Origin of the sequence: Glutamicibacter sp. PAEs-4, assembly GCF_051161755.1 — a bacterium.
In the GTDB taxonomy this organism is placed as follows: Bacteria; Actinomycetota; Actinomycetes; order Actinomycetales; family Micrococcaceae; genus Glutamicibacter; species Glutamicibacter nicotianae.
The window spans coordinates 2,431,618-2,448,025 of sequence record NZ_CP195017.1 but is presented as its reverse complement, the minus strand read 5'-3'; the positions used below and the strand labels follow the sequence as shown (position 1 = coordinate 2,448,025).

The following is a 16,408-nucleotide window of genomic DNA, read 5'->3' as shown; positions in this document are numbered from 1 at the left end:
AGCGGCGGCACATTTCCAACCTCATTCGTATCGACTTCAGACACCACAGAAGAGAGAAAAGGACCATATGTCCAGCGATTCCTCATTCGGCCTCATGCGAATCAACCTTGCCACCGCGGATGAAATCCGTGGCTGGAGCTACGGCGAGGTCAAGAAGCCGGAAACCATCAACTACCGCACCCTGAAGCCGGAGAAGGACGGTCTTTTCTGCGAAAAGATCTTCGGCCCTTCCCGCGACTGGGAATGCTACTGCGGCAAGTACAAGCGCGTGCGCTTCAAGGGCATCATCTGCGAGCGTTGCGGCGTCGAGGTGACCCGCGCGAACGTTCGCCGTGAGCGCATGGGCCACATCGAGCTTGCAGCCCCAGTGACCCACATCTGGTACTTCAAGGGCGTTCCATCGCGCTTGGGCTACCTGCTTGATCTGGCTCCGAAGGACCTCGAAAAGGTCATCTACTTCGCTGCCTACATGATCACCAGCGTGAACGAGGAACGTCGTCACGCCGAGATGCCGAACCTGCAGGCCCAGCACGACCTGGAGCTGCGCAACCTTGCGAACAACGCGGAAGCCGACAAGAAGGCTGTTGCAGCCGACCTGGAAGCCGAGCTGGAGCGCATGGAAGCAGAAGGCGCCAAGAACGCCGAGCTGAACAAGGCACGCACCCTGGCCGAGAAGACTGTTCTGCAGATCGACAAGCGCGCCAAGGCCGAGGCCGAGCGCCTGCGTGCGGTTTGGGAGCGCTTCAAGAACCTGAAGGTCGCCGACCTGGAAGGCGACGAAGGCCTGTACCGCACCATGCGTGAGAAGTACGGACTGTTCTTCGAGGGCTCCATGGGTGCAGAAGCCATCCAGAAGCGCCTGGAGAACTTCGACCTGGCGGCCGAAGCTGAAGAGCTGAAGACCGTGATCGAGAACGGCAAGGGCCAGAAGAAGGCCCGCGCCCTCAAGCGACTGAAGGTCGTCAACGCGTTCCTGGCCAACGGCAACTCGCCCAAGGGCATGGTCCTCGACGCTGTTCCGGTGATCCCGCCAGAACTGCGCCCAATGGTCCAGCTCGACGGTGGCCGTTTCGCCACCTCGGACCTGAACGACCTGTACCGCCGCGTGATCAACCGCAACAACCGCCTCAAGCGCCTGCTTGATCTCGGCGCGCCTGAGATCATCGTGAACAACGAAAAGCGCATGATGCAGGAAGCTGTTGACTCGCTGTTCGACAACGGCCGCCGCGGCCGTCCGGTCACCGGTCCAGGCAACCGTCCGCTGAAGTCCCTGAGCGACATGCTCAAGGGCAAGCAGGGCCGCTTCCGCCAGAACCTGCTGGGCAAGCGCGTCGACTACTCGGGCCGTTCGGTCATCGTGGTCGGCCCGCAGCTGAAGCTGCACCAGTGCGGCCTGCCGAAGCAGATGGCGCTGGAGCTGTTCAAGCCGTTCGTGATGAAGCGCCTGGTTGACCTCAACCACGCACAGAACATCAAGTCGGCCAAGCGCATGGTTGAGCGCTACCGTCCGCAGGTGTGGGATGTCCTTGAAGAGATCATCACCGAGCACCCGGTACTGCTGAACCGTGCACCGACCCTGCACCGCTTGGGCATCCAGGCCTTCGAACCACAGCTGATCGAAGGCAAGGCCCTGCAGCTGCACCCATTGGTCTGCGGCGCGTTCAACGCCGACTTCGACGGCGACCAGATGGCAGTGCACCTGCCGCTGAGCCCAGAAGCCCAGGCTGAAGCACGCATCTTGATGCTGTCCTCGCACAACATCTTGAAGCCTTCCGATGGCCGCCCAGTGGCACAGCCTTCGCAGGATATGATCATCGGCTTGCACCACTTGACCACCAAGCGTCCAAACGAAAAGGGCGCCGGCCGAGTATTCGCCACCGTTTCCGAGGCCATCATGGCCAAGGATCTGGGCGAGCTGCACCTGAACGCACCGATCAAGGTCCGCGTGGAGAACTTCGTTCCTTCCGCAGACCAGCCAGCCCCTGAGGGTTGGGAGCCAGGTACCCCGGCACTGCTGGAGACCTCGCTCGGCCAGGTGCTGTTCAACGACACCCTGCCTGCGGACTACCCATGGGTTGCCACCGTGGCCGGCAAGGATGCGCTTTCGGAGATCGTGAACGATTTGGCAGAGCGCTACCCGAAGATCGTTGCAGCTGCCACCCTGGACAACCTGAAGGACGCCGGTTTCTACTGGTCGACCCGTTCGGGTGTCACCGTGGCGATCTCGGACATCACCTCGAACATGGACAAGACCGCAATTCTTGCTCCATACGAGGAGAAGGCCGCCAAGGTCCAGGCTTCCTACGACAAGGGCCTGATTGCCGATACCGAACGCCGCCAGGACCTGATCGACATCTGGACCAAGGCTACCGACGAGGTTGCCGAGGCGATGAAGAACGGCATGGAAGAGCTGAACACCATTAACCGAATGGTGACTTCCAAGGCTCGCGGTAACTACCTGCAGCTGCGTCAGATCGCGGGTATCCGTGGTCTGGTGTCCAACCCCAAGGGCGAGATCATCCCGCGCCCGATCAAGTCCTCGTACCGCGAAGGCTTGTCGGTTCTGGAGTACTTCATCGCTACCCACGGCGCCCGCAAGGGCCTGGCGGATACCGCGCTGAAGACCGCGAACTCGGGCTACCTGACCCGTCGCCTGGTCGACGTTTCGCAGGATGTCATCGTTCGCGAAGAGGACTGCGGCACCAAGCGCGGCCTGACCGTTGCCATCGCGGACAACTCCGCCGGCATCCGTGTCAAGCACGAGACCGTGGAGAACTCGGCGTACACCCGTACGCTGGCTGCCGACGTGAAGGACGCCGAAGGCAACGTGCTGGCTACCGCCGGCTCGGATGTCGGAGACGTGCTGATCGACGAGCTGTACGCTGCAGGCGTGGACGAGATCCGCGTCCGCTCCGTGCTGACCTGCGACTCGGCTGTTGGAACGTGCGCCCTGTGCTACGGCCGTTCGCTGGCCAGCGGCAAGACCGTGGACATCGGCGAGGCTGTAGGCATCATCGCCGCGCAGTCCATCGGCGAGCCTGGTACCCAGCTGACCATGCGTACCTTCCACACCGGTGGTGTGGCATCGGCTGACGACATCACCCAGGGTCTGCCTCGTATCCAGGAATTGTTCGAAGCCCGTACCCCTAAGGGTGTGGCTCCGATGTCCGAGGTCGCCGGTCGCGTGTCGATCGAAGACGACGAGAAGCAGTTGCGTGTTGTAGTCACCCCGGACAACGGCGACGAGAAGCAGGCCTACCCGGTTCTGCGTCGAGCCCGCCTGCTGGTTGAAGAGGGCGAAAGCATTGCTGCCGGTACCCAGCTGACCAGCGGTACCCTGGATCCGAAGCAGGTTCTTCGAGTCCTCGGCCCGCGTGAGGCACAGAAGTTCCTGGTCCGCGAGGTCCAGGATGTGTACCAGTCGCAGGGTGTAGGCATCCACGATAAGCACGTGGAAGTCATCGTCCGCCAGATGCTGCGCCGCGTCACCGTCATCGAGTCCGGCGACACCGACCTGCTTCCAGCCGAGCTGGCCGATCGTTCGCGCTTCACCGCTGCGAACCGCAAGGCTGTCTCGGAAGGCAAGCGTCCTGCCGCCGGCCGTGACGAGATGATGGGCATTACCAAGGCCTCGCTGGCCACCGATTCGTGGCTGTCGGCTGCTTCCTTCCAGGAAACCACTCGCGTCCTGACCCAGGCCGCGATGGAAGGCAAGGAAGATCCGCTGCGCGGCCTGAAGGAGAACGTGATCATCGGTAAGCTCATCCCGGCCGGTACCGGTCTGGACCGCTACACCCAGGTCAACGTCGAGCCAACCGATGAAGCAAAGGCAACTTTGTTCACCGGCACCTCGGCCTTCTCCTCCGGCCTGTACGACGATGCACTGGAAGGCGGGCTGTCGCCTGAATTCCGTGCCATCTCGATGGACGACTACGACCACGGCTCGGACTTCCGCTAAGCCGGAAGCCGGGACGCCGTAAGGTAGCCTGAACCAATGCCTGCCCGCACACTGTGCGGGCAGGCATTGGGCGTTTAACCGGGACTGCAGCCGTCTACTGGGGGAGAAGTGGTGGGCTGCTGGCAGCGCAGATAATCAGGTGATGAATCTTCTGGATGATTTGACTACCGGTTTACCGTGACGATAAAATCGGCGGCCGGTAGCAGGTGGTCAACAAGCAGTGGCCAGCGCCGGGTTCAGGTAGTTTTCACCTGGCGGCCCAGTGGCGTTCAGCTACGGCAGATAGCGTGGTCACTACCCAAACCGGCTCGATGGCGTAAGGGCGAGCGGGGCCTTCGCGGTGAGTTAGCTTACTGTACATGGTGGCTCGGTGGATTAATGCTAGACTGAGATCAATTGTTTTATGTGTGGCAAAATGGACTCCGTCCGGGTTGCGGGTAGGTTGCGCAACGAATGCCACACTTTCGCACGCCTAGGGACTTTTGATTCTGAGTGCGCGGTAAAGCAAGCAGCTAGCTACATTGCGAAGCGCTAAAACTTTTCTAGGCTTAGGCGTTTTCGTCGTGTTGCCGAAGAACTTAGACAATGGAAGGACACGAAAGTGCCTACTATTCAGCAGCTGGTCCGCAAGGGCCGCTCGCCTAAGGTCGTCAAGACCAAGGCCCCTGCCCTTAAGGGCAACCCAATGCGCCGTGGCGTGTGCACCCGTGTGTACACCACCACCCCGAAGAAGCCAAACTCGGCTCTGCGTAAGGTCGCACGTGTGCGCCTTGCCGGTGGCGTCGAAGTTACCGCTTACATTCCAGGTGTCGGACACAACCTGCAGGAACACTCCATCGTGCTCGTTCGCGGTGGTCGTGTGAAGGACCTTCCAGGTGTCCGCTACAAGATTGTTCGTGGTGCTCTGGATACCCAGGGTGTGAAGGATCGTAAGCAGGCTCGTTCCCGCTACGGTGCAAAGAAGGATGGTAAGTAATGCCTCGTAAGGGTCCGGCGCCAAAGCGCCCACTAGTTTCTGATCCAGTCTTCGATTCCCCATTGGTCACCCAGCTGATCAACAAGGTTCTCGTAGACGGCAAGAAGTCCACTGCAGAGCGCATTGTTTATGGTGCACTCGAAGGTGCCGCGGCAAAGTCCGGCACCGATGCTGTTTCGACCCTCAAAAAGGCCATGGACAACATCCGTCCAGCCCTCGAGGTTCGTTCCCGCCGTGTCGGTGGCGCTACCTACCAGGTTCCTGTTGAGGTCAAGCCAGGCCGTGCAACCGCACTGGCTCTGCGCTGGCTGGTTGGCTACTCGAAGGCTCGCCGCGAGAAGACCATGATCGAACGTTTGATGAACGAGATCCTGGACGCATCGAACGGTCTGGGTGCCGCTGTGAAGCGTCGCGAAGACACTCACAAGATGGCTGAGTCCAACAAGGCCTTCGCCCACTACCGCTGGTAAGAACCGCTCGGAAAAGCTGGGCATCAACCGATGCCCAGCGATTCCGGCCTCACCTTATAGGGAGACAACGTGGCACAGGACGTGCTTACTGACCTTAACAAGGTCCGCAATATCGGCATCATGGCTCACATTGACGCCGGTAAGACCACTACCACTGAGCGCATCCTTTTCTACACGGGTGTGAACCACAAGCTCGGTGAAACCCACGACGGTGCTTCGACCACCGACTGGATGGAGCAGGAAAAGGAACGCGGTATCACCATTACCTCCGCGGCCGTGACCTGCTTCTGGAACAAGAACCAGATCAACATCATCGATACCCCGGGCCACGTTGACTTCACCGTTGAGGTGGAGCGCTCGCTGCGCGTGCTCGATGGCGCCGTTGCCGTCTTCGATGGCAAGGAAGGCGTTGAGCCTCAGTCCGAGACCGTTTGGCGCCAGGCTGACAAGTACAACGTTCCGCGTATCTGCTTCGTCAACAAGATGGACAAGCTGGGTGCTGACTTCTACTTCACCGTAGACACCATCATCAACCGCCTGGGTGCCAAGCCGCTGGTCATGCAGCTGCCAATCGGTTCCGAGTCGGACTTCATCGGTGTTGTCGACCTGCTGACCATGAAGGCTTTCGTTTGGGAAGGCGACGCCAAGGGCGACGTTTCGCTGGGCGCCGCTTACGAGACCCGCGAAATCCCTGCAGACCTGCAGGAAAAGGCTGAAGAGTACCGCGCCAAGCTGGTTGAAGATGTCGCTGAGGCATCCGAAGAGCTCATGGAGAAGTACCTCGAAGGCGAAGAGATCTCCCTCGAGGAACTGAAGGCTGGCATCCGCAAGCTGACCGTGAACTCGGAAGCTTACCCGGTATTCTGTGGTTCGGCGTTCAAGAACCGCGGCGTGCAGCCAATGCTCGACGCTGTTGTCGACTTCCTGCCAAGCCCGCTCGACGTGGGCGCAATGGTCGGTCACGATCCTAAGAACGAAGAAATCGAGCTCACTCGCGAGCCTTCCGAGGATGCACCATTCTCGGCACTGGCATTCAAGATTGCCGCTCACCCATTCTTCGGCCAGTTGAACTTCATCCGCGTTTACTCCGGCAAGGTAGAGTCCGGCGCGCAGCTGCTGAACTCCACCAAGCAGAAGAAGGAGCGCGTTGGCAAGCTCTTCCAGATGCACTCCAACAAGGAGCAGCCGGTAGATGAGATCCACGCAGGTCACATCTACGCTGTGATCGGCCTGAAGGACACCACCACCGGTGACACCCTGTGCGATCCGCAGAACCCAATCGTCCTCGAATCGATGACCTTCCCGGATCCAGTGATCTTCGTGGCCATCGAACCAAAGACCAAGGGTGACCAGGAAAAGCTGTCGACCGCTATCCAGAAGCTGTCCGCAGAAGACCCAACCTTCACCGTGTCCCTGAACGAAGACACCGGCCAGACCGAAATCGGCGGCATGGGCGAGCTTCACCTGGACATCCTCGTTGACCGCATGAAGCGCGAATTCCGCGTTGAGGCCAACGTTGGCAAGCCGCAGGTTGCATACCGCGAAACCATCAAGAAGGCTGTGGAGAAGGTCGACTTCACCCACAAGAAGCAGACCGGTGGTTCGGGCCAGTTCGCAAAGGTCCAGGTCTCGTTCGAGCCTCTGGAAGTTGTCGACGGCGTAACCTACGAGTTCAAGAACGCTGTTACCGGTGGTCGCGTTCCTCGCGAGTACATTCCTTCGGTCGACGCAGGTATCCAGGACGCAATGCAGTACGGTATCCTCGCAGGCTACCCACTGGTTGGCGTCAAGGCTACCCTCATCGATGGTGCTTACCACGATGTCGACTCCTCGGAAATGGCCTTCAAGATCGCTGGTTCCCAGGTATTCAAGGAAGGCGCACGCCGCGCTAACCCTGTTCTGCTTGAACCACTGATGAGCGTTGAAGTCCGTACCCCAGAAGAGTACATGGGCGACGTTATCGGTGACTTGAACTCCCGCCGTGGTTCCATCCAGGAGATGTCCGACGCTGCTGGCGTCAAGGTCATCCGCGCTGGTGTGCCGCTGTCCGAGATGTTCGGTTACATTGGTGACCTGCGTTCCAAGACCCAGGGTCGCGCAGTTTACTCGATGACCTTCGACAGCTACTCTGAGGTTCCGAAGGCAGTAGCCGACGAGATCATCCAGAAGTCCCGCGGCGAGTAATCGTCTCGGAATAAAACCTGGCCGTGACCCCCATTGCGGGGAAGTGGCCGATCGCGGGCCGGTTCCGTTGGGAAACGGAGCCGGCGCCGCAAACGGCCAACGAGGGATTTGCATCACAATGCAGGTCCCGCAGAGGACCGGAATTTCCTAAATTATCCAAGCCCCCAGTAGACTATTTCTAGTTCGTTTGCGAACCGCGCAGACGAAGAATGTCTTCTGTAAATGTTTCTAGGAGGAACTTGTGGCAAAGGCAAAGTTCGAGCGCAACAAGCCGCACGTCAACATTGGTACCATCGGTCACGTTGACCACGGTAAGACCACTCTGACCGCGGCTATCTCCAAGGTTCTGGCTGACAAGTACCCAGACCTGAACGAACAGCGCGACTTCGCTAACATCGACTCGGCACCGGAAGAGCGCCAGCGCGGTATTACCATCAACATCTCGCACATCGAGTACCAGACCGAGAAGCGCCACTACGCACACGTAGACGCTCCAGGTCACGCTGACTATGTCAAGAACATGATCACCGGTGCTGCACAGATGGACGGCGCAATCCTCGTTGTTGCCGCCACCGATGGCCCAATGGCTCAGACCCGCGAGCACGTTCTGCTGGCCCGCCAGGTTGGTGTTCCAACCCTGATGGTCGCACTGAACAAGTCGGACATGGTTGAGGACGAAGAGCTGCTCGAGCTCGTGGAGATGGAAGTTCGCGAACTTCTGTCCTCGCAGGGCTTCGATGGCGACGACGCTCCAGTGATCCGCGTTTCGGGCCTGAAGGCTCTGGAAGGCGATCCAAAGTGGGTTGCAGCAGTTGAGGAACTGATGGACGCTGCTGACAGCTTCATCCCGGATCCAGTTCGCGACCGCGACAAGCCATTCCTGATGCCAATTGAAGATGTCTTCACCATCACCGGCCGCGGTACCGTTGTTACCGGTCGCGCCGAGCGTGGCACCCTGGCAATCAACTCGGAAGTTGAGATTGTCGGCATCCGCCCAATCCAGAAGACCACCGTTACCGGTATCGAGATGTTCCACAAGCAGCTCGACGAAGCATGGGCAGGCGAGAACTGTGGTCTGCTGCTTCGCGGTCTGAAGCGCGACGATGTTGAGCGCGGCCAGGTTGTCGTAGCCCCAGGCTCGATCACCCCGCACACCAACTTCGAAGCTAACGTCTACATCCTGTCGAAGGACGAAGGCGGACGTCACAACCCGTTCTACTCGAACTACCGTCCGCAGTTCTACTTCCGCACCACCGACGTTACCGGCGTTATCACCCTCCCAGAGGGCACCGAAATGGTTATGCCAGGCGACAACACCGAAATGTCGGTTGAGCTGATCCAGCCAATCGCTATGGAAGAGGGCCTCGGCTTCGCAATTCGCGAAGGCGGCCGCACCGTTGGTTCGGGCAAGGTTACCTCCATCACCAAGTAGTCATTACTTGACGGTGTAGTTCCCTAGCGGACTGAGAAAATCCCCCAGCACTTATGTGCTGGGGGATTTTTTTGGTTAATTGAGAGCGTCAGCTAGTGAATATATCTAGAAGGTGGTCTAATTGGAGAGCGCACCAATTCATTAACTGGGGGAGTGGCTTCAATGATCGGCTGGGTCATCGTATCTATCATCTTGATCCTGCTGGCCTTCGGCCTTGGCCGACGCCGAGGAAAACGGGCTGCTTCGCACAGCCCGCAACAGCTGGATGCTCTGGGTGAAGCCTGGCAGAGAGGCTACGACGAGGCCGTCAGATACTTGGGGCAATCCGGTGGGAAGGCTCCCGCGGAGCCAGCCGTCGACGAAGCCCTGGGGGCCCCGGGGGGCCCGGTACCGCCGGATAATGCGCAACCCGCGCAGCCGCAACCAGCAGCCGTCAACGACGCCGCGCCGGTCGTATCAGGGGCCGAGGCGGTTCGTGGCAGCCAGCCGTACCTCCAGCGAGTTCCTGCTAATGCAGCTTCCGCCTACCGCGCTCCTGCCCCCGCGGCGGCGACCGGGTCTGCGGTGCCGGCAAAGCCGATGAAGGCCCTGACCAAGCGCGAGCGCGAATTGCGCAATATCAATATCACGCTCTACGTCGCGGCTCTGATGATCGTTGCTGCCGGCGCGCTATTCCTGAGCTTCGCGTTGCCACCGCTCTCCAAGCTCATTGCCCTCTTCCTGCTCTCGGCTGCGTTCTACGGCGGCGGTCTGATCACCTATTCTGTAAAGCCTTCCTTGCGGCCAGCGGGTGCCGCTTTCGCCGGCACCGGTTTGGCCTTGCTGCCGTTGTGCGCCATCGCCACGCATAGCACGCTGGAGCTCTCCGGGCCAGCGACCTGGCTGATATTCTCGGCCATCGGCACGGTAGCAGTGGGCTATGCGACGCTGGCGCTCAAGTCCCGTGTTTTGGCCTGGGTGGCCGTGCTGATTCTGGTCAGCACCGCCATGGCAGGCGCGGCCACCATGCAGCGCGGAGTCCTCTACTACATGCTGATCCTGCTGGTGCTCTCGATCGTGCTGATGCTTCTCGCCGCACGCAGCGAAAGGATCCGCGCGTCGATCTTCTTCCAAGCGCTGATCGGCACCGCGCAGCTGCTGCCTGCGTTCGTCTTCGTGCTGGCGGCGATCCTTGTCGAGATGCTCACCAGCCGGGATCTGTTCTGGATCTTCGCCTTGCTCACCGCCCAGTTGCTGATCAGTGTCAGGCTGCTCGCCAACCGGCGTTTGCTTCGCACGTATGCTGCCCGCGCCTCGTTCATGGCCATGCTCGTGTCCGGCTGCAACTATCTTGGCTTGACCGCAACGAGCACCTGGCTGGTGCTTGCCTGCGCATTGGGACTCCAGGCCGTGGCAGTCCTGCGCTGGGCTACCGGCTATCGGCAGAGATTGGGATTGGCACTCAAGCACTTGCAAATTGAACGCGCGGTGCTGTGGAGCGCCGGGATTGCGTCCGTCTTCTTCGCGTACTTTGCCGCAGAGGGCTTCGAAGCCTTCATGCTCAGCTGCATCGCGGTCCCCGTCTTCATGGCGTTGGCAGTCCCGGGCCTGCTGCGCGGAACCAAGCTGGAAATTGGTGCCATTGCGGTACTTCCGCTCGTGACGCTGGTGGATCTGCAGAATTACAGCTGGCGTCCGCTGCCGGCTTTCGTGCTGGCACTGGTCGGTCTTTCGCTGGCGCATCGCCGCACACGCAGCCTGCTTAAGGAAATCACCGGCCACGTGCGCTGGGTACTGGAGCTGATTGGCGCAGGAGTGCTCGGCGCGGCGCTCCAGGAGCTCACGACCGATGGTGACGGATCTGCGAATGGCACCGCCTCGTTGATTGCAGTGCTCCTGGTGATGTTCATCTTGTGGGTGGCGAATCTGGCGAGCCGATCCTTGCTGGAACGAGGATTGGCGCAGGCGCACCGGCTGGGGCGTGTGGGTGCTTCGGCGCTGCTCGGCGTGGTACTGCTGCTCGGCCTGAGAATCCTGTCAACCAGGGGCGAAGACGGCTACGGTGCAAGTTCCATGGCGTTCCTCGGGCTCAGCTCGCTGGCTTGGTTCATCGTCGGCTTGGTGGTTGCAGCGGGCCTGGTCATTGCCTCGGGGTGGCGGCTTCGAGACCTTGCTGTCCAGCGACCCGAGCTGGGACAGTCGATCAGCCTGGGGGCAGCAGGACTGCTGCTGGGGCTCTATGCGCTCAGCTTCGGCAGGCATTTCTGGCCGCTGGCGATTTTCATCGGGGCGGCTTCCTTGGGTTACTTCATCTGGTGCCTGCGCCGTAGCATCAATCAGCGGTGGAAGGTCATCTACGCCGCGTTGGCCCAAGTGCTCTTCAGCTCCATGGTGTGGTGGCTTGCCTACAGCATGGAATTCGATAGCCACGCCCGGTTCTGCCTGCTGCTGGTTTCGGTGGCCATCCCGCAATTGGTCCGGTTGCTGGCCAGCATCCGCAGAGGCAATGCGCTGCGTAGCGAATTGCGGTGGATGGCAGTTGGCCTGCTGGCGGGCATTCCAGCGGCAACGTTGGCTTACAGGCAGCTCGCCGGCGGCTTGGATCGGGGAGCGGTTCTCCTTGCCTGCTTGTTCTTCGGGCTGCACGGACTGGCTGCATTCAAGGCTGAGACCGGTCTGGCGATAGTGAAGCGGCAGCTCTATCTGCTGGCCCCGATTCTGACGCTGATCCTGCTGATCAGCATTCCGGCGCTGGCGATGCCCGATGCGACCGGGTGGGTCCGCACCATCTGGTGGAGTTCGCAAGCTGCTTGCGCCATGCTGCTGGCGGTGGGCCTCGGCGCCCTCATCCTTGAATGGCGTTTGCGTGCCAAGAAGCAGTATTCGCTGGCCGTGGCGCTGGCAATCTTCCTTCCTGCGGTATGGGCCGCCGCATGGCAGGCAGGTTCTTGGTGGGCAGTTGCTGCGCACTTGTTAATGGCTTGCGCGCTCATCCTCATGGTGCACACGCGTTCGAGTGCCTGGTATGCCGCCGGATCGAGCATCATGCTGGCTGTGGCAATCCTGCGTGCGGTCTTCGAAGTGCGGCAAGCTGGTGGCGCCTTGATGATGGAACTGATGGATGCCGCATGGGCGCTGGCGGGCACGGGCATGGTGCTGTATCTGCTTGCCATCTTCCATGGGCGAATGAAGGAACCAACACCGGGATATCCTCGCTTCGGCTGCCTTCATGCGGATCCGCCCGGTGCTGCTTCGCGATTGTATTTTGCTGGCATGCTCTTCGCGTTGCTGCTGGCAGGTGGGATCGGCCACCTCGACGCTGGCGCAACATGGCAGGTGGTCGGCGGTGCGCTGCTCATCTTCGGTGCTGCGGTGCTGGTGCGGCTCTACGAGCTTCCCCAGGCGCTGGTGATTTTCGGAGTGGACGGCTTCATTCTCCTCGGGGCCCTGCTCTCGCTCAGCAGCTATGCGCAGATCGCCGGCGCACCGCGGGCCAGCAGCGTGGCAGCCTATGCCTGCATTGTTGCAGTAGTGCTGGTGGTGTGGCGCAATGTCAGAGCCGATGCGCGATTGCAGAAGATCTACCTGCTGGCTGCATCGGCCGCCGGCAGCCTGGCTTTGCTGACGGCGCTGGTCGAATCCAATGGTGCAGCCCAGGTGATCGGCCTGGTCTTCTTCGGCGCACTGGTGGCGTGGGGGCTGAAGCTGGGGGAGCGGCTATTCATCTGGTGGGGTGCGGCAGCCATCACCCTGGCAGTCTTGTGGTTCCTGCGTGACCTGGCGTTCCTCTGGCTGGTGGTCATCGGCCTGGGGCTGATTGCCGCCGCGGTCTTCAAGCTGGTGAAGGTTGACAAGCAGGAATCCGTGCCGGCGAAGCAGGGGAGCCTGGCAGATCCACCGATGCCTGCGGGGCCGGAGCGGACCGGACAGGATGGGCCAGAGCCGTCGTGAGGTCAAGATCACGGGCACGGATAGGCATAAAAGATTTGCGCGATCGTGGCCGACCTGTCAGACTAGATAAGTTGCTTCAGTGCAACCCGGTCCCCATTTATGGGGTAACCGGATCTGGTTTGAACGACCGGGATCGACTCTCACGCAGGATAATGCCTGGGGTTCGGGATCGATACAACTGCTTCAAATTATAAGGCCCCTCGATAAGGTGAAAACTTTGTGGGTGTTTTGTGACTGAAATTTTCACGACACGCCCGAGCGCGGGGGTCGGAGCCTCCTGCGGGTGAGGAACCCGGATCTGATCCGGATTCAGCCGCAGAGCAAGGCGTGCCGGTCCGGAAGGACCCGTATATAGGCACAGAAACTTTAGATAGTGCTAACAGAAAGAGGCATGACGCCATGGCGGGACAGAAAATCCGCATCCGGCTGAAGTCGTATGACCACGAGGTCATTGACGTTTCGGCCCGGAAGATCGTTGAGACGGTCACGCGCGCAGGCGCAACCGTAGTCGGCCCAGTGCCGCTGCCAACGGAGAAGAACGTGTACTGCGTTATCCGTTCGCCACACAAGTACAAGGACAGCCGTGAGCACTTCGAAATGCGCACGCACAAGCGTCTGATCGACATCGTTGATCCGACCCCGAAGGCTGTTGATTCGCTGATGCGTCTCGACCTGCCAGCGGATGTCAACATCGAAATCAAGCTTTAAGGGGAGGTGGCGAGAAAACTATGACCGCAACCCGTAATTTCAAGGGCCTGCTGGGCACGAAGCTCGGCATGACCCAGGTTTGGGATTCGAACAACAACCTGATCCCTGTCACCGTCGTGCAGGCTGACAGCAACGTTGTCACCAAGCTCATCACTGAAGAGCGCGATGGCTACACCGCAGTTCAGATCGGCTACGGCCAGATCGATCCTCGCAAGGTCACCAAGCCAATGGCTGGCCACTTCGAGGCTGCTGGCGTTACCCCACGTCGCCACCTGGTAGAACTGCGCACCGCAGACGCTGCCGAGTACACCGCAGGCCAGGAGCTCTCCGTAGAGGTCTTCGAAGCCGGCCAGAAGGTCGACGTCGTAGGCACCTCGAAGGGTAAGGGCTTCGCCGGCGTTATGAAGCGCCACAACTTCTCCGGTGTTGGCGCATCGCACGGTGCTCACAAGAACCACCGTAAGCCAGGTTCCATCGGCGGCGCATCGACCCCAGGTCGCGTATTCCGCGGACAGAAGATGGCCGGTCGCATGGGTGCTGAGCGTGTTACCACTCAGAACTTGACCATTCACGCTATCGACGTTGAGAAGAACCTCCTGCTGATCAAGGGTGCCGTTCCAGGCGCCCGCGGCCGCGTCGTTCTCGTACGCAACGCCGTGAAGGGAGCATAAGTAAATGACTAAGGCACTTAACGTCGAACTGCCTGCAGAGATCTTCGACGTACAGACCAACGTCCCGCTGCTGCACCAGGTTGTCGTCGCACAGCTTGCTGCTGCCCGCCAGGGTACCCACAAGACCAAGGACCGCTCCGAGGTTTCGGGTGCAGGTCGCAAGCCGTTCAAGCAGAAGGGTACCGGCCGCGCCCGCCAGGGTTCGATCCGTGCTCCGCACATGACCGGCGGTGGCATTGTCCACGGTCCAACCCCACGTGACTACTCGCAGCGTACCCCGAAGAAGATGAAGGCTGCTGCACTGCGCGGCGCCCTGTCTGATCGCGCACGCTTCGATCGCGTCCACGTGATTGAGAACCTGGTTGCTGGCGAAACGCCTTCGACCAAGGAAGCTCTGGCTACCTTGCGTTCGCTCACCGAGCGCAAGAACCTGCTTGTCGTCATCGATCGCGCCAACGATGTTGCTGCCCTCTCGGTTCGCAACCTCGTCAATGTGCACGTTCTGTACGTCGACCAGCTGAACACCTACGATGTTCTGGTTTCGGATGACGTAGTCTTCACCAAGGCTGCCTTCGATGCCCTGGTCCAGAAGGAGGAAGCCAAGTGAGCGCGTTCTCAAAGGCTCCACACGACGTGGTCATCGCACCTGTCGTATCGGAAAAGAGCTACGGTCTGATCGACGAAGGTCAGTACACCTTCGAGGTGGCACCAGGCTCCAACAAGTCGGAAATCAAGTACGCCGTTGAAGCCATCTTCAACGTCAAGGTTGACTCCGTTAACACCATCAACCGAGCTGGCAAGCGCAAGCGCACCCGCTTCGGGTGGGGTGCGCGCAAGAACACCAAGCGCGCCATCGTCACCTTGAAGGACGGCTCGATTGACATCTTCGGCGGTCCGCTTTCCTAAGCGGAGACCACTTTAACGAGGAATATAAATAATGGGAATTCGTAAGTACAAGCCGACTACCCCGGGCCTTCGCGGCTCGTCGGTAGCCGACTTCGCAGAAATCACCCGATCGACTCCGGAAAAGTCGTTGGTTCGTCCACTGACCAAGTCAGGCGGCCGTAACAACTCCGGTAAGATCACCACCCGTCACAAGGGTGGCGGACACAAGCGCGCCTACCGCGTGATCGACTTCCGTCGTCACGACAAGGACGGCGTTCCGGCAAAGGTCGCTCACATCGAGTACGACCCGAACCGTACCGCACGCATTGCGCTGCTCCACTACGTGGACGGCACCAAGCGCTACATCATCGCACCGAACAACCTGAAGCAGGGCGATGCCATTGAGGCCGGCGCAAACGCCGACATCAAGCCAGGCAACAACCTGCCACTGCGTAACATCCCGGTTGGTACCGTGATCCACGCTGTTGAGCTCCGCCCAGGCGGCGGCGCCAAGATGGCTCGTTCCGCTGGTGCATCGATCCAGCTGGTAGCCCGCGAGGGCCGCTACGCTCAGCTGCGTTTGCCTTCGGGCGAAATCCGCAACGTTGATGTGCGCTGCCGCGCAACCATCGGCGAAGTTGGCAACGCTGAGCAGATCAACATCAACTGGGGCAAGGCCGGCCGTATGCGCTGGAAGGGCGTACGCCCAACCGTTCGCGGTGTTGTCATGAACCCAGTTGACCACCCACATGGTGGCGGTGAAGGCAAGACCTCCGGTGGTCGTCACCCGGTCAATCCTAACGGTAAGCGTGAGGGACGCACCCGTCGTCCAAACAAGGAAAGCGACAAGCTCATTGTGCGTCGCCGCAAGACCGGCAAGAACAAGCGATAGGAGCCTGGAAACATGCCACGCAGCCTGAAGAAAGGCCCCTTCGTCGATCAGCACCTGTTCCTGAAGGTCGTTGCTGAAAACGAAAAGGGCACCAAGAACGTCATCAAGACGTGGTCCCGCCGTTCGATGATCATCCCGGACATGCTGGGACACACCATCGCCGTACACGACGGTCGCAAGCACATCCCAGTGTTCGTCACCGAATCGATGGTTGGACACAAGCTCGGAGAGTTTGCCCCAACCCGTACGTTCCGTGGCCACGTGAAGGACGACAAGAAGGGCAAGCGCCGCTAGGCCCCGCG

At 60.3% G+C, this 16,408-nt stretch carries 12 protein-coding genes; all 12 read left to right on the top strand.

The annotated features are described in order from the left end of the window. Window positions 1-67: 67 nt before the first annotated feature. The 12 genes from ACR9WD_RS11560 to rpsS all read left to right on the top strand — a co-directional run bounded on the left by ACR9WD_RS11560 (window position 68) and on the right by rpsS (window position 16,400). On the top strand, window positions 68-3,958 hold the full coding sequence (locus ACR9WD_RS11560; protein ID WP_038992206.1) for a DNA-directed RNA polymerase subunit beta': 3,891 nt from the start codon (window positions 68-70) through the stop codon (window positions 3,956-3,958). 601 nt (window positions 3,959-4,559) lie between these two features. After that, the gene (rpsL, locus tag ACR9WD_RS11555; protein ID WP_013349694.1) at window positions 4,560-4,934 is read left to right on the top strand and encodes a 30S ribosomal protein S12; all 375 of its coding nucleotides are present in this window, start codon (window positions 4,560-4,562) and stop codon (window positions 4,932-4,934) included. Beyond that, window positions 4,934-5,404 carry a 30S ribosomal protein S7 gene (rpsG, locus tag ACR9WD_RS11550; protein ID WP_038992204.1) on the top strand — a complete coding sequence of 157 codons (471 nt, stop codon included), beginning with the start codon at window positions 4,934-4,936 and terminating at the stop codon, window positions 5,402-5,404. The genes rpsL and rpsG overlap by 1 nt, the downstream gene beginning before the upstream one ends. Before the next feature lie 69 nt (window positions 5,405-5,473). Beyond that, window positions 5,474-7,588 (top strand): elongation factor G, encoded by a 2,115-nt coding sequence (fusA, locus tag ACR9WD_RS11545; RefSeq protein ID WP_038992202.1) that lies wholly within the window; start codon window positions 5,474-5,476, stop codon window positions 7,586-7,588. A gap of 241 nt (window positions 7,589-7,829) precedes the next feature. Continuing rightward, entirely contained in the window at window positions 7,830-9,020 is a 1,191-nt protein-coding gene (gene tuf, locus ACR9WD_RS11540) for an elongation factor Tu (RefSeq protein ID WP_038992200.1), read from the top strand. A gap of 153 nt (window positions 9,021-9,173) precedes the next feature. Next, window positions 9,174-12,950, top strand: coding sequence for a hypothetical protein (locus ACR9WD_RS11535; protein ID WP_434922116.1), 3,777 nt, complete (start codon window positions 9,174-9,176; stop codon window positions 12,948-12,950). Window positions 12,951-13,349: 399 nt separating this feature from the next. Continuing rightward, complete coding sequence (gene rpsJ / locus ACR9WD_RS11530; RefSeq protein ID WP_013349689.1) at window positions 13,350-13,658, top strand: 30S ribosomal protein S10; 309 nt, start codon at window positions 13,350-13,352, stop codon at window positions 13,656-13,658. Window positions 13,659-13,678: 20 nt separating this feature from the next. Then, on the top strand, window positions 13,679-14,329 hold the full coding sequence (gene rplC / locus ACR9WD_RS11525) for a 50S ribosomal protein L3 (RefSeq protein ID WP_038992198.1): 651 nt from the start codon (window positions 13,679-13,681) through the stop codon (window positions 14,327-14,329). A 4-nt stretch (window positions 14,330-14,333) separates the two neighbouring features. Then, entirely contained in the window at window positions 14,334-14,936 is a 603-nt protein-coding gene (gene rplD / locus ACR9WD_RS11520) for a 50S ribosomal protein L4 (protein WP_038992197.1), read from the top strand. After that, window positions 14,933-15,235: a 50S ribosomal protein L23 gene (rplW, locus tag ACR9WD_RS11515; RefSeq protein ID WP_038992196.1), complete on the top strand. Its 303-nt coding sequence runs from the start codon at window positions 14,933-14,935 to the stop codon at window positions 15,233-15,235. Before rplD ends, rplW begins: the two co-directional genes overlap by 4 nt. Before the next feature lie 31 nt (window positions 15,236-15,266). Continuing rightward, window positions 15,267-16,106, top strand: a complete 840-nt coding sequence (gene rplB / locus ACR9WD_RS11510) for a 50S ribosomal protein L2 (RefSeq protein ID WP_038992195.1) — start codon at window positions 15,267-15,269, stop codon at window positions 16,104-16,106. 12 nt (window positions 16,107-16,118) lie between these two features. Continuing rightward, a complete protein-coding gene (rpsS, locus tag ACR9WD_RS11505; RefSeq protein WP_022874134.1) occupies window positions 16,119-16,400 on the top strand; it encodes a 30S ribosomal protein S19 in 282 nt (93 codons plus the stop codon). Window positions 16,401-16,408 lie beyond the last annotated feature (8 nt).